Origin of the sequence: Nocardia halotolerans (assembly GCF_042650145.1) — a bacterium.
In the GTDB taxonomy this organism is placed as follows: domain Bacteria; phylum Actinomycetota; class Actinomycetes; order Mycobacteriales; family Mycobacteriaceae; genus Nocardia; species Nocardia halotolerans.
Map to the genome: position 1 here is coordinate 117,142 of NZ_JBHSDL010000004.1, position 23,427 is coordinate 140,568.

21 protein-coding genes are annotated in these 23,427 nt (G+C 69.5%); 13 read left to right on the forward strand and 8 right to left on the reverse strand.

Features of this window, described 5'->3' with window-relative positions; translation table 11 throughout:
- Positions 1–3 precede the first annotated feature (3 nt).
- The 5 genes from pheT to ACFO5K_RS03555 all read left to right on the forward strand — a co-directional run bounded on the left by pheT (position 4) and on the right by ACFO5K_RS03555 (position 6,347).
- Positions 4–2,505 carry a phenylalanine--tRNA ligase subunit beta gene (pheT, locus tag ACFO5K_RS03535; protein WP_378555681.1) on the forward strand — a complete coding sequence of 834 codons (2,502 nt, stop codon included), beginning with the start codon at positions 4–6 and terminating at the stop codon, positions 2,503–2,505.
- Positions 2,506–2,617: 112 nt separating this feature from the next.
- Positions 2,618–3,991 (forward strand): TerD family protein, encoded by a 1,374-nt coding sequence (locus ACFO5K_RS03540; RefSeq protein ID WP_378555771.1) that lies wholly within the window; start codon positions 2,618–2,620, stop codon positions 3,989–3,991.
- Positions 3,991–4,755, forward strand: a complete 765-nt coding sequence (locus ACFO5K_RS03545; protein ID WP_378555682.1) for an alpha/beta hydrolase — start codon at positions 3,991–3,993, stop codon at positions 4,753–4,755. Before ACFO5K_RS03540 ends, ACFO5K_RS03545 begins: the two co-directional genes overlap by 1 nt.
- A gap of 23 nt (positions 4,756–4,778) precedes the next feature.
- Positions 4,779–5,276, forward strand: coding sequence for a PspA/IM30 family protein (locus tag ACFO5K_RS03550; protein WP_378555683.1), 498 nt, complete (start codon positions 4,779–4,781; stop codon positions 5,274–5,276).
- 45 nt (positions 5,277–5,321) lie between these two features.
- Positions 5,322–6,347 (forward strand): hypothetical protein, encoded by a 1,026-nt coding sequence (locus ACFO5K_RS03555; protein WP_378555684.1) that lies wholly within the window; start codon positions 5,322–5,324, stop codon positions 6,345–6,347.
- A 140-nt stretch (positions 6,348–6,487) separates the two neighbouring features.
- On the opposite strand, the gene ACFO5K_RS03560 is transcribed toward ACFO5K_RS03555, so the two are convergent.
- Positions 6,488–7,876, reverse strand: coding sequence for a lipase family protein (locus ACFO5K_RS03560; protein WP_378555685.1), 1,389 nt, complete (start codon positions 7,874–7,876; stop codon positions 6,488–6,490).
- Positions 7,877–7,954: 78 nt separating this feature from the next.
- Positions 7,955–8,596 (reverse strand): TetR/AcrR family transcriptional regulator, encoded by a 642-nt coding sequence (locus ACFO5K_RS03565; RefSeq protein ID WP_378555686.1) that lies wholly within the window; start codon positions 8,594–8,596, stop codon positions 7,955–7,957.
- Positions 8,597–8,663: 67 nt separating this feature from the next.
- On the opposite strand from ACFO5K_RS03565, the gene ACFO5K_RS03570 reads away from it, so the two are divergent.
- Both ACFO5K_RS03570 and ppc read left to right on the forward strand, forming a co-directional pair.
- A complete protein-coding gene (locus tag ACFO5K_RS03570; RefSeq protein ID WP_378555687.1) occupies positions 8,664–9,221 on the forward strand; it encodes a sugar O-acetyltransferase in 558 nt (185 codons plus the stop codon).
- 119 nt (positions 9,222–9,340) lie between these two features.
- Positions 9,341–12,112: a phosphoenolpyruvate carboxylase gene (ppc, locus tag ACFO5K_RS03575; protein ID WP_378555688.1), complete on the forward strand. Its 2,772-nt coding sequence runs from the start codon at positions 9,341–9,343 to the stop codon at positions 12,110–12,112.
- A gap of 16 nt (positions 12,113–12,128) precedes the next feature.
- Here the strand turns inward: ppc and ACFO5K_RS03580 are convergent, their stop codons facing one another.
- The 4 genes from ACFO5K_RS03580 to ACFO5K_RS03595 form a co-directional block, all read right to left on the reverse strand.
- A complete protein-coding gene (locus tag ACFO5K_RS03580) occupies positions 12,129–12,311 on the reverse strand; it encodes a hypothetical protein (protein ID WP_378555689.1) in 183 nt (60 codons plus the stop codon).
- 99 nt (positions 12,312–12,410) lie between these two features.
- On the reverse strand, positions 12,411–12,818 hold the full coding sequence (locus tag ACFO5K_RS03585) for a RidA family protein (protein ID WP_378555690.1): 408 nt from the start codon (positions 12,816–12,818) through the stop codon (positions 12,411–12,413).
- 5 nt (positions 12,819–12,823) lie between these two features.
- Positions 12,824–13,594, reverse strand: coding sequence for an IclR family transcriptional regulator (locus ACFO5K_RS03590; protein ID WP_378555691.1), 771 nt, complete (start codon positions 13,592–13,594; stop codon positions 12,824–12,826).
- Positions 13,591–14,634 (reverse strand): sugar kinase, encoded by a 1,044-nt coding sequence (locus tag ACFO5K_RS03595; protein WP_378555692.1) that lies wholly within the window; start codon positions 14,632–14,634, stop codon positions 13,591–13,593. The genes ACFO5K_RS03590 and ACFO5K_RS03595 overlap by 4 nt, the downstream gene beginning before the upstream one ends.
- A 145-nt stretch (positions 14,635–14,779) precedes the next feature.
- Between ACFO5K_RS03595 and ACFO5K_RS03600 the strand changes: the two genes are divergently transcribed.
- From ACFO5K_RS03600 to ACFO5K_RS03615, 4 genes are read left to right on the forward strand one after another with little or no spacing between them, the layout of a single operon-like run.
- Entirely contained in the window at positions 14,780–16,057 is a 1,278-nt protein-coding gene (locus tag ACFO5K_RS03600) for an amino acid deaminase (RefSeq protein ID WP_449289677.1), read from the forward strand.
- 9 nt (positions 16,058–16,066) lie between these two features.
- Positions 16,067–17,674: an N-acyl-D-amino-acid deacylase family protein gene (locus ACFO5K_RS03605; protein ID WP_378555694.1), complete on the forward strand. Its 1,608-nt coding sequence runs from the start codon at positions 16,067–16,069 to the stop codon at positions 17,672–17,674.
- Positions 17,671–18,312 (forward strand): bifunctional 4-hydroxy-2-oxoglutarate aldolase/2-dehydro-3-deoxy-phosphogluconate aldolase, encoded by a 642-nt coding sequence (locus tag ACFO5K_RS03610; protein WP_378555695.1) that lies wholly within the window; start codon positions 17,671–17,673, stop codon positions 18,310–18,312. Before ACFO5K_RS03605 ends, ACFO5K_RS03610 begins: the two co-directional genes overlap by 4 nt.
- Before the next feature lie 11 nt (positions 18,313–18,323).
- Positions 18,324–19,754 (forward strand): GntP family permease, encoded by a 1,431-nt coding sequence (locus ACFO5K_RS03615; RefSeq protein ID WP_378555696.1) that lies wholly within the window; start codon positions 18,324–18,326, stop codon positions 19,752–19,754.
- Positions 19,755–19,875: 121 nt separating this feature from the next.
- On the opposite strand, the gene ACFO5K_RS03620 is transcribed toward ACFO5K_RS03615, so the two are convergent.
- On the reverse strand, positions 19,876–20,424 hold the full coding sequence (locus ACFO5K_RS03620) for a TetR/AcrR family transcriptional regulator (protein ID WP_378555697.1): 549 nt from the start codon (positions 20,422–20,424) through the stop codon (positions 19,876–19,878).
- Between the two features lie 139 nt (positions 20,425–20,563).
- On the opposite strand from ACFO5K_RS03620, the gene ACFO5K_RS03625 reads away from it, so the two are divergent.
- Complete coding sequence (locus tag ACFO5K_RS03625) at positions 20,564–21,661, forward strand: FAD-dependent monooxygenase (protein ID WP_378555698.1); 1,098 nt, start codon at positions 20,564–20,566, stop codon at positions 21,659–21,661.
- A 207-nt stretch (positions 21,662–21,868) separates the two neighbouring features.
- Here the strand turns inward: ACFO5K_RS03625 and ACFO5K_RS03630 are convergent, their stop codons facing one another.
- Positions 21,869–22,837: a helix-turn-helix transcriptional regulator gene (locus tag ACFO5K_RS03630; protein ID WP_378555699.1), complete on the reverse strand. Its 969-nt coding sequence runs from the start codon at positions 22,835–22,837 to the stop codon at positions 21,869–21,871.
- 62 nt (positions 22,838–22,899) lie between these two features.
- Here ACFO5K_RS03630 and ACFO5K_RS03635 point away from each other — a divergent pair, with 62 nt between their 5' ends.
- Positions 22,900–23,391 carry a pyridoxamine 5'-phosphate oxidase family protein gene (locus ACFO5K_RS03635; RefSeq protein WP_378555700.1) on the forward strand — a complete coding sequence of 164 codons (492 nt, stop codon included), beginning with the start codon at positions 22,900–22,902 and terminating at the stop codon, positions 23,389–23,391.
- Positions 23,392–23,427: the final 36 nt, after the last annotated feature.

Here is a 23,427-nt window from a genome sequence, read left to right on the forward strand (position 1 = left end):
AACGTGCGAGTAGCACAGTCCTGGCTGACCGAGATCCTGCAGCGCACCACCCCCGAGTGGTCGGTGTCGGCCGAAGAGCTCGACGCGGGCTTCGTCCGGGTCGGCCTCGAGGTCGAAGAGGTCGACGAGCTGTCGCCGATCGGCGGTGACATCGACAAGCCGCTCGTGGTCGGCCGGGTCGCCGAGATCACCGAACTCACCGAGTTCAAGAAGCCGATCCGGTTCTGCAAGGTCGACGTCGGCAACCCCGAACTGCAGGAAATCGTCTGTGGCGCCCGCAATTTCGCGGTCGGTGACCTCGTGGTGGTCGTCCTGCCCGGTGGGGAACTGCCCGGCGGTTTCAAGATCTCCTCCCGCAAGACCTACGGGCACACCTCCAACGGCATGATCTGCTCGGTCGCCGAACTGGGCATCGGCAAGGATCACGACGGCATCCTGGTGCTCGAACCCGGTTCCGCGGAGCCCGGTGACGACGCCAACGTGCTGCTGGGCACCGATGACACGATCATCGAACTCAACATCACCCCCGACCGTGGCTACTGCTTCTCGGTGCGCGGTCTGGCCCGCGAACTGGCGTGCGGATTCGACCTCGAGTACGCCGACCCGGCGGTGCGCACGCTGCCCGAGGCCGACTCGCAGGCCTGGCCGGTGCGTCTGGAAGCGGATTCGGAGTGCACCCGTTTCGGCGTACGCCGGATCACCGGGATGAACCCCGACGCGGTGAGCCCGCTGTGGTTGCAGCGCAGGCTGATGCTGTCGGGGATGCGCCCGATCTCCCCGGCCGTCGACGTCACCAACTACGTGATGCTCGAGCTCGGCCAGCCCCTGCACGCCTTCGACGCCGCGAAACTCCACGGCGGCTTGGTGGTCCGCTCGGCACACAAGGGCGAGACGCTGCGCACCCTCGACGACACCGAACGCACCCTCGACGCCGAGGACGTGGTGATCGCCGACGATTCCGGCGTGATCTCGCTGGCCGGTGTGATGGGCGGCGCGAGCACCGAGGTCGGCGCCGAGACCACCGAGGTGGTGCTCGAGGCCGCCACCTGGAACCCGCTGCGGATCTACCGGACCGCGCGCAGGCACAAGCTGTCCTCCGAGGCGGCCAAGCGCTACGAGCGCGTGGTGGACCCCGAGATCAATGTCGCCGCGCTCGACCGCGCGGCCACCTTGCTCGCCGAGATCACCGGTGGCACCATCGAATCCGCGCTCACCGACATCCGGGTGCCGCTGGATCCGGCGGCACCCATCGCGATGGACATCGACCTGCCCGACCGCGTGGCCGGCGTCACCTACCCGGCGGGCACCGCCGTGCGCAGGCTGGCCCAGATCGGCGCCGGCGTCGACATCGAGGTCAACGACGCGGGCAAGACCCAGCTGCTGGTGAGCCCGCCGAGCTGGCGCCCCGACCTGACCCAGCCCGCCGACCTGGTCGAAGAGGTGCTGCGCCTGGAAGGGCTCGAGCAGATCCCGTCGGTCCTGCCGAGCGCACCCGCCGGTCGCGGCCTGACCGCGCGGCAGCGGCGGCAGCGCGCGGTGAGCCGGGCACTGGCCTTCGCCGGCGCCGTCGAGGTGCCCGCGCCGCCGTTCCTGCCCGGCGGCGTGTTCGAGGTGTGGGGCCTCGACGCCGACGACCCGCGCCGCAACACCACGCGCGTGCTGAACCCGCTCGACGCCGAACGCCCCGAACTGGCGACCACGTTGCTGCCCGGCCTGCTGGAAGTGGCCGCGCGCAACATCTCTCGCGGTGCGCGCGACCTCACCATCTACGGCATCGCGCAGGTGGTGCAGCCCGGTGCGGACACGCACGCGGTGGCGGCGCTGCCGGTGGATCGTCGCCCCACCGACGAGCAGATCGCCGAACTGAACGCGTCGCTGCCCGCTCAGCCGCTGCACGTGGCGGCGGTGCTCAGCGGCAGACGTGAGCCGCGCGGGCCGTGGGGGCCCGGCCGTCAGGCCGAGGCGGCCGACACCTTCGCCCTCGTCGACGACATCGCCGACGCTGCGGGTGTGGTCATCGAACGCCGGGCCGCCGCGCATCTGCCGTGGCATCCGGGTCGCTGTGCGGAGCTGCTCGTCGACGGTGTGGTCGTCGGTCACGCCGGTGAACTGCATCCGGCGGTGCTCGAGCGTGCCGGTCTGCCGCCGCGCACCTGCGCTCTGGAGCTCGACCTCGACGCCCTGCCTTTGCGCGAGTCGCGGCCGGCGCCGGTGGTTTCGGTGTTCCCGGCCGTGCTGCAGGACGTGTCGATCAGCGTCGAGAAGTCCGTCCCCGCCGACCGGGTGGCGACCGCGTTGCGCGCCGGTGGCGGCGAGCTGCTCGAGGACATCGCCCTGTTCGACGTCTACGAAGGCGCCCAGGCGGGTGCGGGCCGCAAGTCCCTCACCTACGCGCTGCGCTTCCGTGCGCCGGATCGCACCCTCACCGAGGACGAGGCCAGTGCGGCCCGCGACGCCGCGGTCGCCTCGGCGGGCACCGCGGTGGGCGCGGAACTGCGCGGCTGAACCGCGTCGAGTGCTCGAAGGCCGTCCGGCGGGCACCGGGCGGCCTTCGTCGTCACCGGCGGGCGAGTATTGGGCTGCGACGGCGTGGCGGGATAAGTTGGCACCTGTGTCGATGATGAAAGGCGCCAATGTCGCGGTGCCTGCTGCCGCTGTCCGGGTCGAGTTGGGTTGGCAGGCGGGGGCGGGGGTGCCCGATGCGGACGCCTCCGCGCTGTTGCTCGCCGGAACGAAGGTGCGTTCCGACGACGACTTCGTGTTCTACAACCAGGCCACCCACCCCTCCGGTGCTGTTCGTTACGAGGGAAAACAGCAGGGCCCCACCGTCGTCGACGTCTTGTCGGTGCACCTCGCGCAGGTCGAGCCGCAGATCGAGAAGATCGTGCTCGCCGCCTCCGCCGACGGTGGCACCTTCGGTCAGTTCAGCGGGCTCTACATTCGGGTGCTCGACGCGGCCGAGGGCACCGAGGTCGCCCGCTTCGACAGCACCGGTGCGACCACCGAGACGGCGTTCGTGCTCGGTGAGCTGTATCGCCGCCAGGGCGGGTGGAAGTTCCGGGCCGTCGGCCAGGGGTACGACACCGGGTTGGCTGGTCTCGCAACAGATTTCGGCATCTCCGTCGACGATGCCCCGGCCGCGCCGTCCACGCCGCAGCCGCCGGCCCGGCCGACCGCCGCGGCACCGCCGCACACACCTGCCCCAGCCCAGCCACACAGGCCTGCGCCGGCCCAGCCGCACACACCTGCGCCGGCCCCGCCGCCGGTAGGCGCGCCGCACCCTCCGTCGGCCCAGGCGCCCACACCGTCGTTCGCCTCGCCCCCGGCGCCCTCACCTGCGCAGCCGGGCACACCACCGGTGAATCTGGCCAAGCTCTCCCTCACCAAGCAGTCGCCGTCGGTCTCGCTCACCAAACACGGTGCCACCGGCGGGATCATGCGGGTGAACCTGAACTGGACCACCATGGCCTCCACCGGCCGCATCTTCGGCAAACTCCGCGGCAAGAACATCGATCTCGACCTGTGCTGCTTCTTCGAATTGTCCAACGGCGCGATCGGCTCGGTGCGCGCCTTGGACCGCCGCTTCGGCGCGCTCCACGAACCCCCGTTCATCCATCTCGACCAGGACGACCGCACCGGCGCCAGCAGTACCGGCGAGAACCTGTCGATCAACCTCGACTACGCGCAGTCCTTCCGCCGCATCCTGGTGTTCGCCTCGATCTATGACGGTGCGAGCGATTTCCGCAATGTGCACGCCACCGTCACCCTGTACCCGGTGAATTCGGCGCCGATCGAGATGACCCTCGACGGCTGCACCGACAATTCCCGCGATGCCGTGCTCGCCGTGCTCGACAACGTCGACGGCGAACTCGTCGTGCGCCGCGAGGGCGCCTTCGTCCGCCCGCCCGCGGGGCAGCCCGCCGGCGGCATCATCGAGATCGCCCGCCTGTACCACTGGGACTTCGGCTTCCAGGCCGGGCGCGGCAAGTGATGCGCCACCCCGCGACCCGGGTGCTCAATGCGCTCGTCTACCACCCCGAGCGCCACCTCGCGCAGACACCGGAGGCGCTCGGGCTCGACCACCGCGAGCTGACGATGCGCACCGCCGACGGCATCGACCTGCACGGCTGGTTCGTGCGCGCCGACCGCCCGCGCGGGCACATCCTCTACGCGCACGGCAACGCGGGCACCATCGGCGACCGCGTGGCGATCATCGCGCTGCTGGTCGGGGCCGGGTTCGATGTGCTGGCCTTCGACTACCGCGGGTTCGGCCACAGCACCGGCGCACCGGGGGAGCAGGGCACCTACCTCGATGCCAGGGCCGCCCGCGCGGCGCTGCTGGACCAACCGGAGGTCGACCCGGCGCGCGTGCTGTACCTGGGTAAATCGCTCGGCGGCGGGGTGCTGCTGGAGCTGGCGGGGCAGTATCCGCCCGCGGGCATGATCTTGATGTCGACCTTCAGCGGCATGCGCGACGCGGCCCGCTCGGTGTATCCGTTCCTGCCCGCAGCCTTGGTCCCCGACGCCTACCCGAACCTGCGCCGCATCGGGCGGTTGCGGGTTCCGGTGCTGATGATGCACGGCGCACGCGACGAACTGCTGCCGTTGCGGCACGCGGAGCGGCTCTATGCCGCGGCGAACGAGCCCAAAGAGCTGGTCGTGGTGCCGGGCGCGGGCCACAACGATGTCATCGACGCGCTCGGGCCGCGCTGGCCGCGGCTGATCAGCGACTGGAGCGCGTTCCTCGACAGCTGAGCACGGCTGCGTAGCCTGGCGGTATGAGCGAAACGAGCGAGATCCTGGGCCGCCTGGCGGCCCTGCCGGACACCGAGCTGGTTTCGGTGCTGCGCGCCGCGGTGGCCGGGCGGCCCGGGCTCGGGGCGGTCGCGGCGGCGCTGGCCCAGGCCGAACTCGTTCATGCCGAGACCGGTGGCCCTGTGAGACTCGACACCGACTCCGAGGTCGTGGTGGCCGAGCCCGGCGCATCCGAGCAGGTCGGGGACACATTGCCGGTACCGCCGGTACCGCATGATGTGTCAGGGGCGGACGCACCCACTGTTACCGGCGGCTATTCCACTTCTGGAGTGCCGACATTCGACTCGGTTCGCGATAAGGTCGAGCAGCGTTTCGGCACCGCGCAGGGCACCGGTGAGCTCGACCGGCAGACCCGCGCGGGTCGCAGCGCCGACGAACAGTGGGAGGCGCGCGAACATGCCGCGCGCGAGCGTCTGGACCGGATTCGGAAATCGATGCACGGCAACGATTCCGACACCTAGTCGCGAGGTCTCCCGGCCGACGCAACGACCGTGATGGGTGGACAGATGACGCAGGCGCGCCAGATCGCCGAACGACTGCTCGACGCGCAGGTGGATTTCCTGCTCGCCGAGGTGACCGGCGACCGGTTCGCCGAGGTGATCGCCCGCGATGTGGCCGCGGTGCTCGCGGTGGGCGACACCATTCGTTTCGGCGATGTCGTGTCGCTGGCCGACGGCGAGGAGACCGTCGACCGGGTGATCGATCGCATCGGTGGCAGTCCCGTCCTCGCCGACACCGTCGGGATGTTCTCCGACGCCATCTACGATCACATCGCCGCCAACACCGAATACACCCTCGGCGATGTCGTCGACCGGGAACCGGTGGAGGCGTTGCTGGAGAAGATCTTCGGCATGCACCAGGCTCAGGAACGCATCCTGGACCGGCTCACCGAGAGTCCGCTCGTCGCCACCGTCGCCTCCCGTTTCGTGGACAAGCTGATCGGCGACTTCATGCAGGCCAATCGGGAGCGCGCCGAGAAGATCCCGGGTGTGTCCTCGCTGATGTCGCTGGGTCAGTCCGCGGCCAGTCGCGCCAAGAAGGCCGCCGCCGACAGCACCTTCGTCGGCGATCTCGCCGGTAAGGGCGCGTTGTTCGCGCTCAAGCGCACCAACAACGCCATCCGCGACATGCTGCGCGATGCCCCCGTGCACTCGGCGGCCATGGAGTTCTGGGACCTGCACGCCGACGAACCCGTCGCCGGCCTGCGGGAGTACCTGACCCAGAAGGATCTCAACGAACTGGTTCAGATCTGCTACGAGATCGCCGTGACGACCAGGGAGAAGGAGTATTTCGGTCTCCTGGTGCGTGAGTGTGTCGAGGTCTTCTACACCCGCTACAGCGACCACACGCTGTCATCGATGCTGCCCGAGCTCGGGCTCGGCGCCGAGGACATCAGCACCGAGATCCTGCGCTACGGTCCCGCCGTCATCGAGTCGGCCAAGCGCAACGGCGTGCTTGCCGCGCTGATCCGCGAACGCCTCGAACCCTTCTTCTACTCCGAGCAGGTGCTGGGCATTCTCGGCGAGGAATGACCCGCCACCGCGGTGAGCTTTCGGATGCACCCCCACCGGGGGCGGCCCACTCGCTGCGATCCCCGCCGCGCGGCCACGGTGAAGTACCGGCGGGGTCGATCACCGGGGCGCGACGGGGAATTCGCGTCGGCGCTGTGATCTCAGCGGCTGCCCAGGGGGGTTCCGAAGAAGGTGGCGAACTTGGCGGCTAGGGTGTCGCCGAGGAAGTCCATGGCGCCCGGGGTCGCGGCCATGGTGCCCGCGTCGGAGATGGTGCAGCCTTGTGGAGCGGGGATGCCGTCGAGACGGTCGCGCAGCCACAGCAGGGCCGCGGGGCCGCCGACGACCTCGGCGACGATGTGCTCACTGGCGTGGTCGCGGGTGTAGGTGAGGGAGGTGTCCGGGTCGCGGCAGTAGGTGTCGACGAGGGTGTCGGTGGCGGCCAGCGGGAGGATCTCGTCCCACGCCGAATGCCAGAGGAACAGCGGCATGTCGGGGACGGACTTACCCATGCGGGTGTCGTCGAGCATCGCCGCGACCGGCGGATCGTCGAGCGGATTGCCATCGGAACCGATCATGCCGGTGAGGTTGACGAACGGCAGCAGCGCGGACTGGTACTGCACGCACAGCGGTGACTTGACGGCGGCCAGCCCCTTGCCCAGCGAGTCGAGTCGCTGGTCGAGGTAGGCGGCGAAATCGGGATACTCGCGGGTGAGTCCGATGACGGCGGCGAAGACGAGGCCGGAAGTGAGCTGATTGTTCGCCATGGTCAGGGCGGCGCCCAGATCCGCGCCGACACCGCCCTCGGCCGCGCCCACGATGTTCAGTTCGGGCGCGTAGCTCTCGTACAGCTCGGCGGCGTGTCCGGTGGCGATCGACCCGCCGGAGTATCCGTAGAGGCCGACCGGCCCACCTCGGCCCACCTCGAGTGGCGCGAATCCGGTCGCGGCGCGAATCCCATCGAGGGTGATCCGCCCCGCCAGGGGTCCGGCCGCGTAGGCCGAGTTCGGGCCCTGATGGTCGGGCACGACGACGGCCCAGCCCTGCGCCAACGCCGCCTGTGCGAACAGGAATTCGGCGGGCACGACGATCTGGCCCGCCACCGGGGCGACCGAAAGATGTTGCAGCGCATAGGACGGCGCACAGTAGCCCGCGGTCGAGTCCTCGGCCAACTGCACTGAGAGCAGCTTGCGCGGTGAGATCGCCTGTCCGCGTGGTTTGATCAGCGTGGCGACGGCGGGGATCGCCTCATCGCGGCTGTTGTTGGAGCGGTAGGACACCTGCCAGGCGTCCACATCGACCGGAAGCACACCGAAGTCGGCGATCCGCACCTGCCTGGCCGCGATGATCGCGCCGGGTTCGGTTGCCGCCACGACCTCGGTGGGTGGGAGGTAGAAGCCGGGATCGAGCTCGGGTGGCAGCGGAATCACCGGCGCCGGCGGGAGCGCCGCGGGCTCGGCCGCGACCGGACCGGCCGCCACCACGACCGTGGCCGCCGCGAGCACGGTGGTGAACAGGGCGAACCAGCGCGGAATCAAGGGAGATCTCATCGTCCACAGTCCTCAATCTATTGAGACGCCTTCGTCTCAATGGCGGCTACTATGGCACGGATGTGTCGTGGATCGCAATCAGCGCTGGGGGGTCTGAACCGATGTCAACGCGGTGAGCAGCGTGGTGAAGACATCGACCAACTCGTCGACGGGTGGGCGCGGACGGTCGAGGCTCCACTGGTGCACCGCACCGTTCACAGCGCCGATGAACGCCGCCATCGCGACGCGCCAGCCGCCGGGTGGTGTCCGCGTGTCCGCGCGGCCGTCGGCGATCCCCGCCACGACCTCGCCCCACTCGTCCCTGACCCGCCCCCGGTGCTCCTCGACCGCCGGACTCACTCCGACGATCTCCACGAAAGCGACCTTGGCGGCCCGGATGTCGTCGGTGATCGCGGTCGTGTACGCCCGCACCGCCGCGTCGATGAGCGCACTGACCTCCGTGGTTTCCGCCGCCCCCAGCGCGGCCACCACGGCCGCTCTGGCCTTGCCCTGCACCGTGTCGTACACCGCGACCAGCAGTTCCTCGCGTCCGGCGAACTGCTCGTAGAACTGGCGCCGCGACAACCCCGCCGCCGCGCACACATCGGTCAGCGAACTGTTCGCATAGGACTTCTCCGCGAACACCGTCAACCCGGCCTCGATGAACAGCGCCCGCCGCTCGACCCGCCGTTCGGCGACCGAGGTACCGCTGTAGTTGTGTCGAGTCCGCGCCGATTTCACTTCCCCGAGCCTACTGACCACCACGGCGGCGGGGCCGCGTGCCCGTCACCCCGCCTACCCTGACCGCATGGGTGAACAGAAGCGGCGAATGCTGGCGGGGGAGTTGTACCGGGACAGTGACCCGGAGTTGGTGGCGGAGCGGTTGCGGGCGCAGCGGTTGTGCGACGAGTTCAACCGGACCGGGCCCGAGGAGACCGGGCGCCGGACCGAGGTGCTCGGTGCGCTGCTGGGGAAGCTGGGGGAAGGCTCGTGGATCATGCCGCGTTTCCAATGCGACTACGGTTCGCTGATCGAGATCGGCGCGAACAGCTTCCTCAACTACGACGCGATCCTGCTCGACTGCGCGCCCATCGTCATCGGCGACGACTGTTCGATCGGCCCGCGCGCTCAGCTGCTCACCGCGCTGCACCCGATGGAGGATCACGACAAGCGCAGGCAGCGTTGGGAATCGGCGGCGCCGATCCGGATCGGCGGCAACGCGTGGTTCGGCGGCGGCGTGATCGTGTGTCCCGGGGTGACCATCGGTGACGACGTGGTGGTGGGTGCGGGAAGTGTGGTCACCCGGGACCTGCCGGACCGGGTTTTCGCCGCGGGCAATCCGGCGCGGGTGCTGCGCCGGCTGTAGGTGCGCTGGGGCGACCACCTGTGTTTTCAACGTCCCTGCAGCAGGGCTGACAGTGGCCGTCCGCTCGCGGGGCGCGTCGCCGGGTCGCATCGTGGGCGCGGCGGCAATACTGTCTGACCATGGGCGAATCGCGAACCGTGCAGGAGCAGGAAGCGACCAGACCGCTGCGCGAGGACATCCGTTTCCTCGGCGGCATCCTGGGCGACACCATCCATGATCACGAGGGCCCCGAGGTTTTCGACCTGATCGAGCGGGTGCGCATCGAGGCGTTCCGGGTGCGCCGCGAGGAGGTGGAACGCAGCGCGGTCGCCGACATGCTCGACGGCACACCCACCGAGGTGGCGATCCCGCTGATCCGGGCGTTCAGCTATTTCGTGCTGCTGGCCAATCTCGCCGAGGACCTCCAGCGCGATCGTCGTCGCGCCGCGCACGTGGCGGCGGGCGAGCCGCCGCAGGATTCGTCGCTGGCCGCGACCTACGCCAAACTCGACGCCGCCGCACTCGACGACGCTACGGTGGCCGACCTGCTCACCGACGCCCTGGTCTCGCCGGTGATCACCGCGCACCCCACCGAGACCCGCAGGCGCACGGTTTTCGACGTGCAGGCCGAGATCACCGAGCTGATGCGGTTGCGGCGCCGGCTCGACCCCGGCGAACCCGGCTTCGACGACACCGAACTGCGGATCCGGCGCGCCGTGCTCACCCTGTGGCGCACCGCGCTGATCCGGTTGGCACGGTTGCGCATTCAGGACGAGATCGCGGTGGGCCTGCGCTATTACGACCTGACCCTCTACGACGTGATTCCGGCGATCAACGCGCAGGTGCGCACCGCCCTGCGCGCCCGCTGGCCCGAGGCAGAGCTGCTGCGCCGCCCGATCCTGCGCCCCGGCTCCTGGATCGGTGGCGACCGCGACGGAAACCCCTACGTCACCGCCGAAGTCGTGCACACCGCGGCCGAGCAGGCCGCCGCCTTCGCCTTCGGCCGGTACCTGGACGAGCTGGTGGAACTGGAGAAGTCACTGTCGCAGTCCGGGCGGCTGGTGCGGGTGAGCGCGGACGTCGCCGCGCTGGCCGAAGCCGGCTACGCCGACCCCGAGGTCTTCGCCGACGAACCGTACCGTCGCGCGCTGCATGCGATCCGGGCCCGCCTCAGCGCCACCGCCCACCGTGCGCTCGGCGAGCTGCCCGAGCACGGCATCGACACCACGGCCGTCCCGTACGCGACCGCGCGGGAAGTTCTCGACGACCTCGATGCCGTCGACGCGTCACTGCGCGCCAGTGGTGACGCCCTGCTGGCCGACGACCGCCTCGCCGCCCTGCGTCACGCCGTGGAGACCTTCGGCTTCCACCTGCAGGGCCTGGACATGCGCCAGAACTCCGAGGTGCACGAACAGGTCGTCACCGAACTGCTGGCCTGGTCGGGCGTGCACCCCGACTACCCGAGCCTCACCGAAGCCGAACGGGTGGACCTGCTGGCCGGTGAACTGCGCACCCGCAGGCCACTGCTGGGCCCGCACGCGCAGCTGAGTGAGCTCGCGACCAAGGAGCTGGGCGTGCTGCGCGCGGCCAAGGAGGTGATCGACACCTTCGGCGCCGCGGCGATCCCGAACTACATCATCAGCATGTGTACCTCGGTGAGCGACATGCTCGAGGCGGCCCTGCTGCTGAAGGAAGCCGGCATCCTCGACCCGGGCACCGCCGAGGGGGCGCCGGCCAGCTCTGTCGGCATCGTCCCGCTGTTCGAGACCATCGAGGACCTGAGCGCGGGTGCCGCGACCCTGGCCGCCGCGCTGGCGGTACCGGTGTATCGCGAGCTGGTCGCGGCGGCGGGCATGCGGCAGGAGGTGATGCTCGGGTACTCCGATTCGAACAAGGACGGCGGATATCTGGCCGCGAACTGGGCGCTGTACCGGGCGGAACTGGATCTGGTGGAGGTGGCGCGCGACTCGGGCATCCGGTTGCGGCTGTTCCACGGTCGCGGCGGCACCGTCGGTCGCGGTGGTGGCCGCAGCTACGACGCCATCCTTGCCCAGCCCGCGGGTGCGGTGCAGGGCTCGCTGCGCCTCACCGAACAGGGCGAGGTGATCGCCGCCAAGTACTCCGAATTCGGGGCGGCCCACCGCAATCTGGAATCACTGATCGCCGGAACTCTCGAATCGACCCTGCTGGACGTGGAGGGCCTGGGCGAGGATGCCGAAACGGCGTACGCGGTCCTCGACGACCTCGCGGCCCGCGCCCGCGCCGCCTACGCCGATCTGGTGCACGACACCCCCGGCTTCGTCGAGTACTTCCGCGAGTCCACCCCGGTCGCCGAGGTCGGCGACCTCAATATCGGCAGCCGCCCCGCCTCACGCAAACCGACCAATTCGGTATCGGACCTGCGGGCGATCCCGTGGGTGATGGCGTGGAGCCAGGCCAGGGTCATGCTGCCCGGCTGGTACGGCACCGGCACCGCCCTCGAACAATGGGTCGGGGACGACCCGGCCCGCCTGGCGCGGCTCACCGACCTCTACCAGCGCTGGCCCTTCTTCAACACGGTCCTGTCGAACCTGGCGCAGGTGATGGCCAAGAGCGATCTCGACATCGCCGCCCGCTACGCCGATCTCGTCACCGACGAGAAGCTGCGCGCGGAGATCTTCGGCATGATCGGCGAAGAGCACGCCCGCACGGTCCGGATGTACAAGGCGGTCACCGGGCACGCCGAACTGCTCAGCGACAACCCGTCACTGGCGGAGTCGATCCACAACCGGTTCCCCTACCTGGAGCCACTGAACCAGCTCCAAGTGGACCTGTTGCGCCGGTTGCGTGGCGGTGACGATTCCGAACTGGTGAAACGCGGCATCCTGCTCACCATGAACGGCCTCGCCACCGCGCTGCGCAACTCGGGCTAGGCGACTCGCCCCCGGACTAGAGGCAGACGCTGATGGTGATCGGGCCGACCGGGATGCCGGCGCAGATGGCCACCGAACCCACGATCGGCTGCGCGGTGGCCGCTGAGTCGGTGGCCGCCGAGGCGGTGCCCGCGCCGAGTGCGGTGACGAACAGGGCGGCCGCGACAACGGCGAGCGGGCGGGCGGTCTTGGCGAACATAGGCTGATCCTCGGGTAGAACGGGTGAAGCGACCCCCTGAACAGGGATCGCCTCATCTCAACACGGCCCGGCTGCCGCTGTCCCGTGAATCGGGCGGGTTCAGTCGCTGACCACCGCGATCGCATCGATCTCCACCAGCATCTCCGCGCGCGGCAGGCCGGTGAACACGGTGGTGCGGGCGGGCAGCACACCGTCGGTGGTGTGCTCGGTGACGAACTCGCCGTAGGCCTCGTTCATGGTCGCGAAGTGCTCGCGTTCGGTCAGGTACACCCGCAGCATCACCACATCGTCGAAAGTGGCGCCGGCGGCGTCGATGATCGCCCGGACGTTCATCAGGGTGCGGGTGGTCTGCGCGGCGACGTCGCCCTGGTGCAGGTATTCGTTGGTCTCCGGGTCGACCGGGCCCTGCCCGGAGACCTGGACGAACGGGCCCTTGCGCACACCCTGCGAGAAGGTGTGGGCGGGCGCTGGCGCCTCGGAAGTACGCACGGCGATCTTGTCGGACATGTGATTCAGCCTTTCCTCGCGGTGACGGCTCGACGGGGATCCCAGCCGAGTTCGGTGGAGATGGCATCGGCGCACGCGCGCACCTGGGGGAGCAGTGCGAGCACCTGGTCGTGATCGAGGAGTACATCGGGCACCGAGATCGACACGGCGGCCACCACGGCGCCGATGCCGTCGCGCACGGGCACCCCGACGCAGTTGACGAAACTCTCGTGTTCCTCGTGGTCTTCGGCGAAGCCCTGTGCCGCCACTCGTGCCAGCTCGGCCAGGTACTGCTCCGGGGTGCGCAGGGTCCGCGCGGTGAACGGGTGGTAGTCCAGTCGGGCGGCGACCGCGGGCCATTCGGCGCGCGGCAACGCCGAGACGAGTACCTTGCCCACCGCGGTGCAGTGCAGCGGTGCGGGCTTGCCGATGCGCGAGTACATCCGCACGGATTGCTCGGCATCGACCTTGTCGATGTAGACGGCGTCGCCGGATTCGTAGGCGGCCAGGTGCACGGTCTGGCCGGTGGCGGCACCGAGCGCGCTCAGGTAGGGGCGGGCGACGGTGCGCACGTCGCGGTTCTCCAGTGCGCGGCTGGCCAATTCGAACATGCGGGTGCCGAGGGAATACCGGTGCGCGCTGTCGTGCACGACGAACCGCTCGGCCTGCATGGTCTGGAGCAGGCGCAACACGGTCGACTTGTGCACACCGAGGCGAACGGCCAGCTCGTCGAGCGACCGTGAATCCTCGCCCAGCGCAATGAGAATGGACAGCGCCCGCGACACACTTTGACTCATGGCCCGATCGTCCCATCCAGCGCTGCCGGATACCGCAACCCGGTCCAGGCCGCCGACGACAACGCCGCCAGCCGCCGAAGCTCCTGTACCGGTGGAAGTTTCGTCGAATCACCGGACGCGGTGAGGGTGGCGGCCGCGCACAGGTGCCCGTAGCACAGGCGGGTGCGCAGGTCGGCGCCGTGCAACAGGGCGGCCAGGTAGCCGCCGGCGAAAGCGTCGCCGGCGCCGATGCGTTCGGTGATCTCCAGGGTGAGCGCGGGCACCTCGAGTGCGGTGTCCGCGTCGAATCCGGTCACGGTGTGCTTGTCGTTCTTCACGATCAGCTGCGCCGGTTCCGGAAACAGGGCGCGCAGGGCGACCGGGTCGCCGGTGCCGAAGATCTCCTCGGCCTCGTCGGCGCCCAGCAGTACCACATCGGCGCCGCGTATGTGCGCGGCGAGTTCGTCGGCGGCGGCGTCGAGGCGCGGTCCCCACACGGCCGGGCGGTAGTTCAGGTCGAAGCTGATCAGGGTGTCGCCCCGGGGCCGGGTCAGTAGCGTTCGCGTGAGTGCGCTCGCCGATGCCGACAGCGCCGGGGTGATGCCGGTGAAATGCACCAGGTCGGTGCGTTCGAGCAGGGTCGCGGCCGCGGTGGTGGTCAGGTCGGCGGGGGACAGGGCGCTGGCCGCCGAACCCGCCCGGTAGTAGTGCATGCGGCTGTCCCCGGTGCCCAGGTCGTTGGCCGTGCCCGAACCACTGCCGCGCTCTTTGACGTAGAGCCCGGTGGGCCGGGCCGGGTCGACGGCGACCGCATCGGTATCCACTCCGGCCGCGGCCAGCTCGTTCACCAGGTAGCGCCCGAAGCCGTCGTCGCCCACTCGCGACAGCCACGCCGCCGATACGCCCAGCTGGGCCAGCACCATGGCCACATTGGCCTCCGCGCCGCCCGCGGCCCGCTCGAACCGCGCGGACTGCTCGAGCGGGCCGGGCCGGGCGATGAGCACCGCCAGGCCCTCGCCGACGGTGACCGCACGGGGCGGTACCGATGTTGCCTGGGTCACCGTTTTTTCCTTTCGTGCTTGCGGTCACAGTTGCTGAGATGCACAATAACGAGCGAAAGCATTCACTGCAACTCACATTGCGCATTATGCAATGCCTAGTTGATATGACTGATCGGGCCGAATCGGTCCCCGGAAGGACGCTGTGATCATCGACAACGACGTCGTCGACGCACTCGCCGACACGGTGCTCGGACCGCACGACAAGAGCGTGCCGCCCGCCGCCTGGGGGGCCACCGTGCGCGAATATCTGGCGGCCACACCGGAACTCGCCCGATGGCAGACCCCGCTGCTCACCCTCGACCGCGCCGCGCTCGCCGCCAACCGTGCCCTGATGGCGGACTGGACCGCCGCCGCCGGTGTCGCGCTCGCCCCACACGGCAAGACGACAATGGCCCCGCAGCTGTGGCGTGACCAGTTGGCCGCAGGCGCTTGGGCGATCACCCTCGCCACCGCCTGGCAGGCTCAATTGGCCCGCTCCTTCGGCGTCGGCCGGATCATGCTCGCCAACACGCTGGTCGACCCGGTGGGCCTGGCCTGGGCCGTCGCCGAATCGGCCCGCGACGACACCTTCGAGATCTACTGCTGGGCCGACAGTGTCGCCACCGTCGAACTCATGGACGAGATCCTGCGCGACGCCCCGCCCGGCCCGCCGATCCGGGTACTGGTCGAACTCGGTGGCCCGCACGGCCGCACCGGGGCCCGAACCCGCACCGAAGCCCGCGCCGTAGCCGAGGCGCTGCGCGCGGGCGAACGCGTCGAACTGGCCGGAGTGGCCGGGTACGAGGGCGCACTGGCCCACGATCGCAGCCCGGCGGGCGTCGCCGCGGTTCGTGGCTACCTCGGTGAACTCGCCGCCCTGCACACCGAACTCGCCGCGATCTACCCGGGCACCGCGATCGTCACCGCCGGTGGCAGCGCCTATCCCGAACTCGTCGTCGACGAACTGGCCGGTCTGGCCGTCCCCGGCGGTTCGACCACAGTCGTGTTGCGCAGCGGCGCCTACCTGATCCACGACGACGGCTTCTACGCAAGCATCTCGCCACTGGCCGCCCCGGCGGCCGATCCCGGCCTCCGGGCGGGCATGCACGGGTGGGCGCGGGTGGTGTCGCGTCCCGAACCGGAACTGGCCCTGCTCGACGGCGGCAAACGCGACTTCCCGTTCGACGAAGGTCTGCCGGTGCCCCAACTCGTCGTCGGTGGGGCGCCGCTGCCATCGGGCGCGGTGGTGACCGCGCTCAACGATCAGCACACCTTCCTGCGGTTGCCCGGCGCCGGCGCCACCGAGCTGCCGGTGGGCAGCGTCGTGCGCCTCGGCCTGTCGCACCCCTGCACCGCCTTCGACAAGTGGCGGCTCATCCCGGTGATCGACGACGCCGCGGCGCCGCGCCCGCGGGTGGTCGACCTGATCAGCACCTACTTCTGACGGATGACCATGACCTCCTTCGTTTTTCGTGATGTCGACATCGTCGACGGCACCGGCGGCCCGCGCACCCGAGGCGACGTACTCGTGCGCGAGGGGCGCATCGCCGAGATCGCGAACGCCATCGACACCGAGGCGAGAACTGTCGCCGTGCCACCCGGCTCGGTCCTCGCGCCCGGCTTCATCGACATGCACGCGCATTCGGACCTCTACCTGCTCACCCATCCCGAGCACACGCCGAAGATCACGCAGGGGGTGACCACGGAGGTGCTCGGCCAGGACGGCCTGTCCTACGCCCCCATCGATGACGCCGCACTCGCGGTGCTGCGCAAACAGATCGCGGGCTGGAACGGCAACCCCGCCGGCTTCGACTTCTCGTGGCGCACCGTAGGTCAATATCTGGACCGGCTCGACCAGGGCATCACCACCAATGCCGCCTACCTCGTCCCGCAGGGGACACTGCGGCTGCTCGTCGTCGGCGCCGACCAGCGCCCGGCCACCACCGCCGAGATCGACCGGATGTGCGCGCTGCTGGCCGAGGGGCTCGACGAGGGCGCGGTCGGGATGTCGAGCGGACTCACCTACACGCCCGGAATGTATGCCGACGCCGGCGAACTCGCCGCCCTGTGCGCGGTCGTGGCCGCCTACGGCGGCTTCTACGCACCGCACACCCGCTCCTATGGCGCGGGCGCGCTCGAGGCGTACGCGGAGATGATCGGCCTGGCGAAAGCCACCGGCTGCGCCCTGCACCTGACCCACGCCACCATGAACTTCGGCGTGAACCGTGGCCGCGCACCGGAATTGCTGGCCATGCTCGCCCAGGCCCGCGCCGACGGCTGCGACATCACCCTCGACACCTACCCCTACCTGCCCGGTTCGACCACGCTGTCGGCGTTGCTGCCCAGCTGGGCGATGTCGGGTGGGCCCGATGCCGCCCTCGCCCGGCTCGACGACCCGGCCCAACGCGCCCGGATCGCCGCCGATGTCGATGTCAACGGCTCCGACGGCTGCCACGGTGTCACGGTCGAATGGGAAACCATCCAGATCAGCGGTGTCGGCGACGACGAACTGTCCGAACACGTCGGGCGCACCGTCGCCGAGATCGCCGCCGGCCGGGCCTGCGCGCCGGTCGAGGTGTTCTTCGAACTGCTGCGCCGCGACCAACTGGCCACCACGATCCTGCAGCACGTCGGCCACGAGGAGAACGTGCGCGCGATCATGGTCGACGCCGGACACATGGGCGGCAGCGACGGTCTGCTCGTCGGCGCCCGTCCGCACCCGCGCGCCTGGGGCACCTTCCCGCGTTATCTGTCGCGCTACGTGCGTGAACTCGGCGTCCTGGGACTCGAAGAGTGCGTGCACCACCTCACCGGCAGGCCGGCTGCCCGGCTGCGGCTCGCCGACCGCGGACTGGTGCGCCCCGGCTACGCCGCCGACCTGGTGGTGTTCGACCCGGCGACAATCCACGACACGGCCACCTTCGCCGACCCGCGACAGCCGGCGCGTGGTGTCCAGCACGTGCTGGTCAACGGCGAATTCGCGCTGGAGAACGGCACCCCGACCGGGGCGCGCGCCGGTCGGGCTCTGCGCCTGCACGCCGCGCGAGAGGAGACCCGATGAATCCGCTGCTCAGCTCGTCATCGCGGGCGATGGAGGTGATCCGCGCCGACCGGGCCCTCACCGTGGTCCGCGCGCCCGCCATCCCCGATCCCGTCGCGCTCGCCGAGGCGCTCGCCGGCGCGGGGCTGCGCGCCGTCGAGCTCACCTTCACCACCCTCGGGGTGCTCGACGCGATCAGCAAGGCCACCGCGGTCGCCGATGCCGTGGTCGGGGTCGGCACCGTGACCACCCGTGCGCAGGCCGAGGCGGCGATCGAGGCGGGTGCGCAGTTCCTGGTCACCCCGGCGCTGCGCCCCGAGGTGGCCGAAGTGGCCGTGGCGCACCAGATTCCGGTGATCATGGGCGCGTTCACGCCCTCGGAGGTGCTGGCGGCGGTCGAGATGGGCGCGGCAGCGGTGAAGATCTTTCCCGCCCGCGCACTGGGGCCGGCGTATCTGAAGGATCTGCTCGGCCCCTTCCCGCACGTGTTCCTCATCCCCTCCGGCGGTGTCAACGCCCACAATGCGCGCGAGTTCCTGGAAGCGGGAGCGATCGCGGTGACCGCGGGCACCGAGGTGGTCGCCCCATTGGACGTCGCGAGTTCGCGGTGGTCCCATATCGGCTCCCGGGCCGCACGCTTCGTCCATTCGCTTGATTGAGAGGTTCTTCCATGGGCGCAACTGTCGACTGGTTGCGCACCTCGACCCCTGGGTTGCTGGTGCTGTGCGGTCTCGCGATCGCTGTTCTACTGCTCGCCATCATCAAGATCAAACTGGAGCCGTTCGTCGCGCTGCTGCTCACCGGTCTGCTGTTGGCCCTGGCCGCCGGGCTCCCGGTTGCCGAGATCGTCGGCACCCCGCTCAAAGCCGGTGAGTCCCTGCTCGAAACCGGCTTCGGCAGCATCCTCGGGCACATCGCGGTCATCATCGGACTGGGTACCGTGCTCGGCGCGATCCTGGAACGCTCCGGTGGCGCCGACGTGCTCACCGACAAGTTGCTGCGGGTGTTCGGCGAGAAGGGCGCACCCATCGCGATGGGCCTGCTCGGGCTGATCTTCGGTATCCCGGTGTTCTTCGACATCGGCATCTTCGTCCTCGCCCCACTGATCTATGTCGCCGCCAAACGGGGCGGACGCTCGCTGGTGCTCTACGCGATGCCCATGCTGGCCGGACTGTCGATGACTCATGCCTTCCTGCCCCCACACCCCGGCCCCGTCGCCCTGGGTGGCCTGCTCGGAGTGAGCCTGGGCTGGCTGATCCTGATGGGATTCGTCTGCGGCATCCCGGGTTTCGTCGCGGCGGGCATCGTGTGGGGCTCCTACATCGGCAAGCGCGTACAGGTGTCGGTGCCCGAGGAATTCGTGCCGCTCGAGCCCGATACCGGCGACGAAGGCGGTGGCGCCGCCGCCACCGCCGTGGTCACCAAATCACCGCCGTCGGTGGGCCTGATCGGTGCGATCATCGCCATCCCGCTGGTCCTGATCCTGGGGGCCACCTTCGGTTACCAACTGCTGGACCAGGATTCGACGCTGCTGCAGGTACTCACCTTCTTCGGTACCCCCGCGGTCGCGTTGCTCATCACCGTGCTCGTCGCGTTCTACCTGCTCGGCATCCGGCGCGGATCCTCCGTGCAGGAACTGAGCATCATCACCGCCGAATCGCTCAAACCGGTCGGCATGGTGCTGCTGGTGGTCGGCGCCGGTGCGTTCTTCGGCAAGGTCATCTCCGCCACCGGCATCGGCACCGCGCTGGCCGACACCATGTCGGCAGCGGGTCTCCCGGTGATCGTGCTCGCCTACCTGATCAGCTGCGGACTACGGATCGCCCAGGGTTCGGCGACGGTCGCCATCGTCACCACCGGCGGCATCGTCGCCCCGCTGGTCGCCGAGCAGCACTACTCACAGATGGCGATCGCGCTGATCGCGATGGCGATCGCGGCGGGCTCGATCATCCTGAGCCATGTCAACGACGGCGGCTTCTGGATCATCGCCAAGTACTTCAACATGACCGTCAAGCAAACCCTGCAGACCTGGACCGTCCTCGAAACCATCCTGTCCGTGGTGAGTTTCGCGGTCGCGGCCCTGCTGTTCTCCATCGTCTGAGGCATCATCGACGAAGCCGGGCTGTCCCCACGGGGCAGCCCGGTTTCGTGTGCCGGGGTGCGTGCGGCTTCCTTCGGCCGGCGCTAGGGCCGGGGCGCGCCGAAGCAGCGCTGGTCGGCAGTCAGGGGAGCAGTGCGTGGACCAACTGTTCGAGGGCCGCACGAGGGTCTTTGCCTGCCTCCGCGCCGGTCAACCGGTGGATGACTGCGCCGTCGAGGTAGTCGACGAGGATGCCGGTGGCGGTGGCGGTGAGGCCGACCGAGGCTCCCATGTCGATCGCCCAGGTGCGCAGACGGTGGTGGCCGCGCCGGACGGATTCGTGGAGGGCGGGCACGGCTTGCGATTCGCCCAGCAGCGCCAGGCGGGCCTGGGTGCGGACCCGGTCGGTGGTGGTGGCGTGGGTGAGGAACAGGGTGAGGGCGGCGATGAGGTGCTCGACGGTGGCGGGACCGAACAGGCGGTTCAGCGCCGTCAGGTCGGTGTGATCGCGTTGCTCGAGACGTTCGGCGACTCCGCACAGCAGTGCCTCGCGGGTGCGGTAGTAGTTCGACGCCGAACCGGGCGGCAGGTCGGCGGCTCGGTCCACGGCACGGTGGGTCAGTGCGCGTGATCCGCCGGTGCCGAGTACCTCGATGGCCGCGTCGAGGACCTGTTCACGTTTCGTAGCCACCGCCCGATACTACTCCTGTAGTGACAGGCACTACATTCACAATGCTTTTCACTACAGCAGTAGTACGGTGGCGGCAAGCCCGAGTTACTCGGGGGACGATCCGCCGACATCGTCGGTTCTCGGACAAGGGAGAGATGCGATGCGCACAGCAATCGTCGTCGGTGCCGGAATCGGGGGCCTCGCCGCGGCGCTCGCGCTGACCGATCGCGGCTGGTCGGTGCGGGTGCTCGAACGGGCACCCGAGGTGACCGAGGTGGGCTCGGGGATCTCGCTGTGGGCCAACGCCTTACGTGCGCTCGATGCGCTTGGCGTCGGCAAGCAGGTCCGTGCCCAGGCCTTGGCCGATGTGTCGGCCGGGATTCGGGACGAGCGCGGGCGCTGGTTGTCGCGCACCGATGTGGCGACGCTGCGCGAGCGGTTCGGCACACCGGTGCTGATCCACCGGGCCGACCTGCTGGAGATTTTGCGGTCGGCGTTGCCCGAAGCGACGGTGCGCACCGGCATCTCGGTACGCGCCGCGCACATCGACGGGACAGTGGACCACTCCGAAGGGACCTCGACGGCCGATCTGATCGTCGGTGCCGATGGCATCCGCAGCGTGGTGCGCCGCGCGGTCTGTGGTGAGGTGGCACCACGCTATGCCGGCTACACCGCATGGCGTGCGGTGGTCGACACTGCCGAATCGTTGACCGAATTCGGCGAAACATGGGGCCGCGGTGCACGTTTCGGTATGGCGCCACTCGCCGACGGCCGTATCTACTGTTTCGCCGTCTACAACGCACCCGAAAACGCGCCGGGCACCCTCGACGAGGTCCGCGCGCGCTTCGCCGGCTGGCATCACCCGATCCCGGAACTGCTCGCCGCCGCCGACCGGAACACGGTGCTGCACAACGATATCTACGACATTCCGGATCTTCCGGCGTTCACCGCGGGCCGCATCGCCCTGCTCGGTGACGCCGCCCACGCCATGACGCCCAACCTCGGCCAGGGCGGTTGCCAAGCCCTCGAAGACGCGATCACGCTGTCGCGCCTCGCCGCCGACCCGAACGGCCTCGCCACCTACGACCGCCGGCGCCGCCCGCGCACCCAGATGATCGCCAAGCGCTCCGCCCGCATCGGCAGCATCGGCCAATTCGCCGCCCCACCGCTGATCGCCCTGCGCAACACCGCCCTGCGCCTCGCCCCGGCTTCGGCCCAATCCCGTTCCCTGGCTCCGGTTCTCGACTGGACCTGCTGAATACTGGGCCTGCTGAAGAATCGAGTCGGCGTGTCGCGACGACCGTTGTGGGACATCCCCGACGGTCCCTCGCCGAAGATGCGGTGGCGTCGTATCGCTGTGACCGGCCGGCCTCAGCCGGGTCGGGAGTGACCGAACATCGCTGTGAGAGTCCGCGGGTGCGGCGCCCGGAATGCACCAGTGGCGGGGGTCGGTGCCGAGCGCCTGTCACCGGCGGTAGCGCGCGAACATCGACTCGATCGTCGCGGTCATCCTGGCACGCATTTCGGGTGGGTCGATGACCTCGACGTGGGCGCCGAGGGGGAGCAGGGCGTGGGTGAGGACCTCGTAGGACTCGGAGGGGATCGTGATGTCGGCCCATCCGTGGGCATCCGGTTCGCCCATCGAGGCGAGTGCTTCGCGCACTGCGGCGGGATCGTTCATCAAACGCAGCAAGTTCGTGTGCGCGGTGTCGATCCGGCAGCGCGCCCTGACCTTCAGCATCGACCGGGCGAACTCGTCGGCCGCCTCCCGCCAGTGCCGGACGAGATCGAATTCCACTGGGCGGGTGAAAGTTTCGCCGGTCGATTCGACGAAAGCGATGCGGCTCGCCCGGTAGGACCGGATATCGGGGCCGAGGCGGGCCACCACATACCAGGTGCCTGCCTTCATCACCAGGCCCAGCGGGTCCAGCGTTCGCTCGACCGTGCGGTCGCCGCGGCGATAGCCGATGGTGAGGCGGCGGTCGTGCCAGACGGCGTCGGCGATCATCGCCAGCGCCGGAGTGTTCTCGGGGCGGTGGAACCAGCCCGGCATGTCGACGTGTACGCGTTCGGCGATCCGGGTGGCCCGGTCGCGTAGGTCCGGTGGCAGGGCGGCGAGCATCTTCAGCTGGGCGGTGGCGAGTACGGTGCCCAGCCCCAGATCAGCCGCGGCTCCAGGTAGTCCGGCGAGGAGGACGGCGTCGGCCTCGTCGGTGGTGAGCCCGGTGAGCCGGGTGCGGTACCCGTCGATCAACCGCACTCCACCGCCGCGTCCCGGCTCGCAGTACACCGGGATCCCGGCCGCTGACAGTGCCTCCACGTCCCGGTACACCGTGCGCACCGACACCTCCAGCTCACGCGCCAGCTCACTCGCCGTGGCCCCGCCGCCCGCCTGCAGCAGGAGCAGTAGCTGCACCAACCTGCTCGCACGCACATTCCGAGACTAGCCAGGAAACCTGACATGAGATGTCAAGGTTGGGTCGTACCGTCGACTTCATGACCACTTGGAGCCAGTTCACCGCGCAAGCGCCGAGTATCTCCGCCCTGTTCCTGCGCAGGCACCGGGCGACCGGCAATCTGTGCATGCTCGCCACCCTGCGCGCCGACGGATCGCCGCGGATCAGCCCGATCGAACCGATGATCTTCGAGGACATGCTCGTTTTGGCCGGCATGCCCGGCACCCGGAAGTTCGACGATCTCGCCCGCGACCCTCGCTTCTGCCTGCACACCGCCACCATCGACACCAATGTCTCCGAAGGCGACGCCAAACTCTTCGGTACCGTCACCGACCTGAAGGATGAATCGGTCCACGCCCGCTTCGCCGAAAAACTCTTCCAAGACAGTGGCCTGGACATTCGATCCGAGAAGTTCGACCACTTCTACATCGCCGACCTCACCGGCGCCTCCACCGTCGAGGTCGAAGACGACCACCTCGACATCACCATCTGGAAACCCGGCCGACCCGAGTCCGTGGTCCGCAAACACTGAGTCGGACTCGGCACCCGGGGCTCGGGGGTTGTTTAT

What these genes read in the sequence shown, in the direction of transcription:
- ACFO5K_RS03550 (WP_378555683.1), top strand. Translation starts at nt 4,779, where the DNA reads ATGAGCGAAACGAGCGAGATCCTGGGCCGCCTGGCGGCCCTGCCGGAC.
- ACFO5K_RS03545 (WP_378555682.1), top strand. Translation starts at nt 3,991, where the DNA reads ATGCGCCACCCCGCGACCCGGGTGCTCAATGCGCTCGTCTACCACCCC.
- ACFO5K_RS03560 (WP_378555685.1), bottom strand. Translation starts at nt 7,876, where the DNA reads ATGAGATCTCCCTTGATTCCGCGCTGGTTCGCCCTGTTCACCACCGTG.
- ACFO5K_RS03605 (WP_378555694.1), top strand. Translation starts at nt 16,067, where the DNA reads ATGACCTCCTTCGTTTTTCGTGATGTCGACATCGTCGACGGCACCGGC.
- ACFO5K_RS03610 (WP_378555695.1), top strand. Translation starts at nt 17,671, where the DNA reads ATGAATCCGCTGCTCAGCTCGTCATCGCGGGCGATGGAGGTGATCCGC.
- ACFO5K_RS03540 (WP_378555771.1), top strand. Translation starts at nt 2,618, where the DNA reads ATGATGAAAGGCGCCAATGTCGCGGTGCCTGCTGCCGCTGTCCGGGTC.
- ACFO5K_RS03585 (WP_378555690.1), bottom strand. Translation starts at nt 12,818, where the DNA reads ATGTCCGACAAGATCGCCGTGCGTACTTCCGAGGCGCCAGCGCCCGCC.
- ACFO5K_RS03635 (WP_378555700.1), top strand. Translation starts at nt 22,900, where the DNA reads ATGACCACTTGGAGCCAGTTCACCGCGCAAGCGCCGAGTATCTCCGCC.
- ACFO5K_RS03555 (WP_378555684.1), top strand. Translation starts at nt 5,322, where the DNA reads ATGACGCAGGCGCGCCAGATCGCCGAACGACTGCTCGACGCGCAGGTG.
- ACFO5K_RS03625 (WP_378555698.1), top strand. Translation starts at nt 20,564, where the DNA reads ATGCGCACAGCAATCGTCGTCGGTGCCGGAATCGGGGGCCTCGCCGCG.
- ACFO5K_RS03590 (WP_378555691.1), bottom strand. Translation starts at nt 13,594, where the DNA reads ATGAGTCAAAGTGTGTCGCGGGCGCTGTCCATTCTCATTGCGCTGGGC.
- ACFO5K_RS03570 (WP_378555687.1), top strand. Translation starts at nt 8,664, where the DNA reads ATGGGTGAACAGAAGCGGCGAATGCTGGCGGGGGAGTTGTACCGGGAC.
- ACFO5K_RS03615 (WP_378555696.1), top strand. Translation starts at nt 18,324, where the DNA reads ATGGGCGCAACTGTCGACTGGTTGCGCACCTCGACCCCTGGGTTGCTG.
- ACFO5K_RS03580 (WP_378555689.1), bottom strand. Translation starts at nt 12,311, where the DNA reads ATGTTCGCCAAGACCGCCCGCCCGCTCGCCGTTGTCGCGGCCGCCCTG.
- ppc (WP_378555688.1), top strand. Translation starts at nt 9,341, where the DNA reads ATGGGCGAATCGCGAACCGTGCAGGAGCAGGAAGCGACCAGACCGCTG.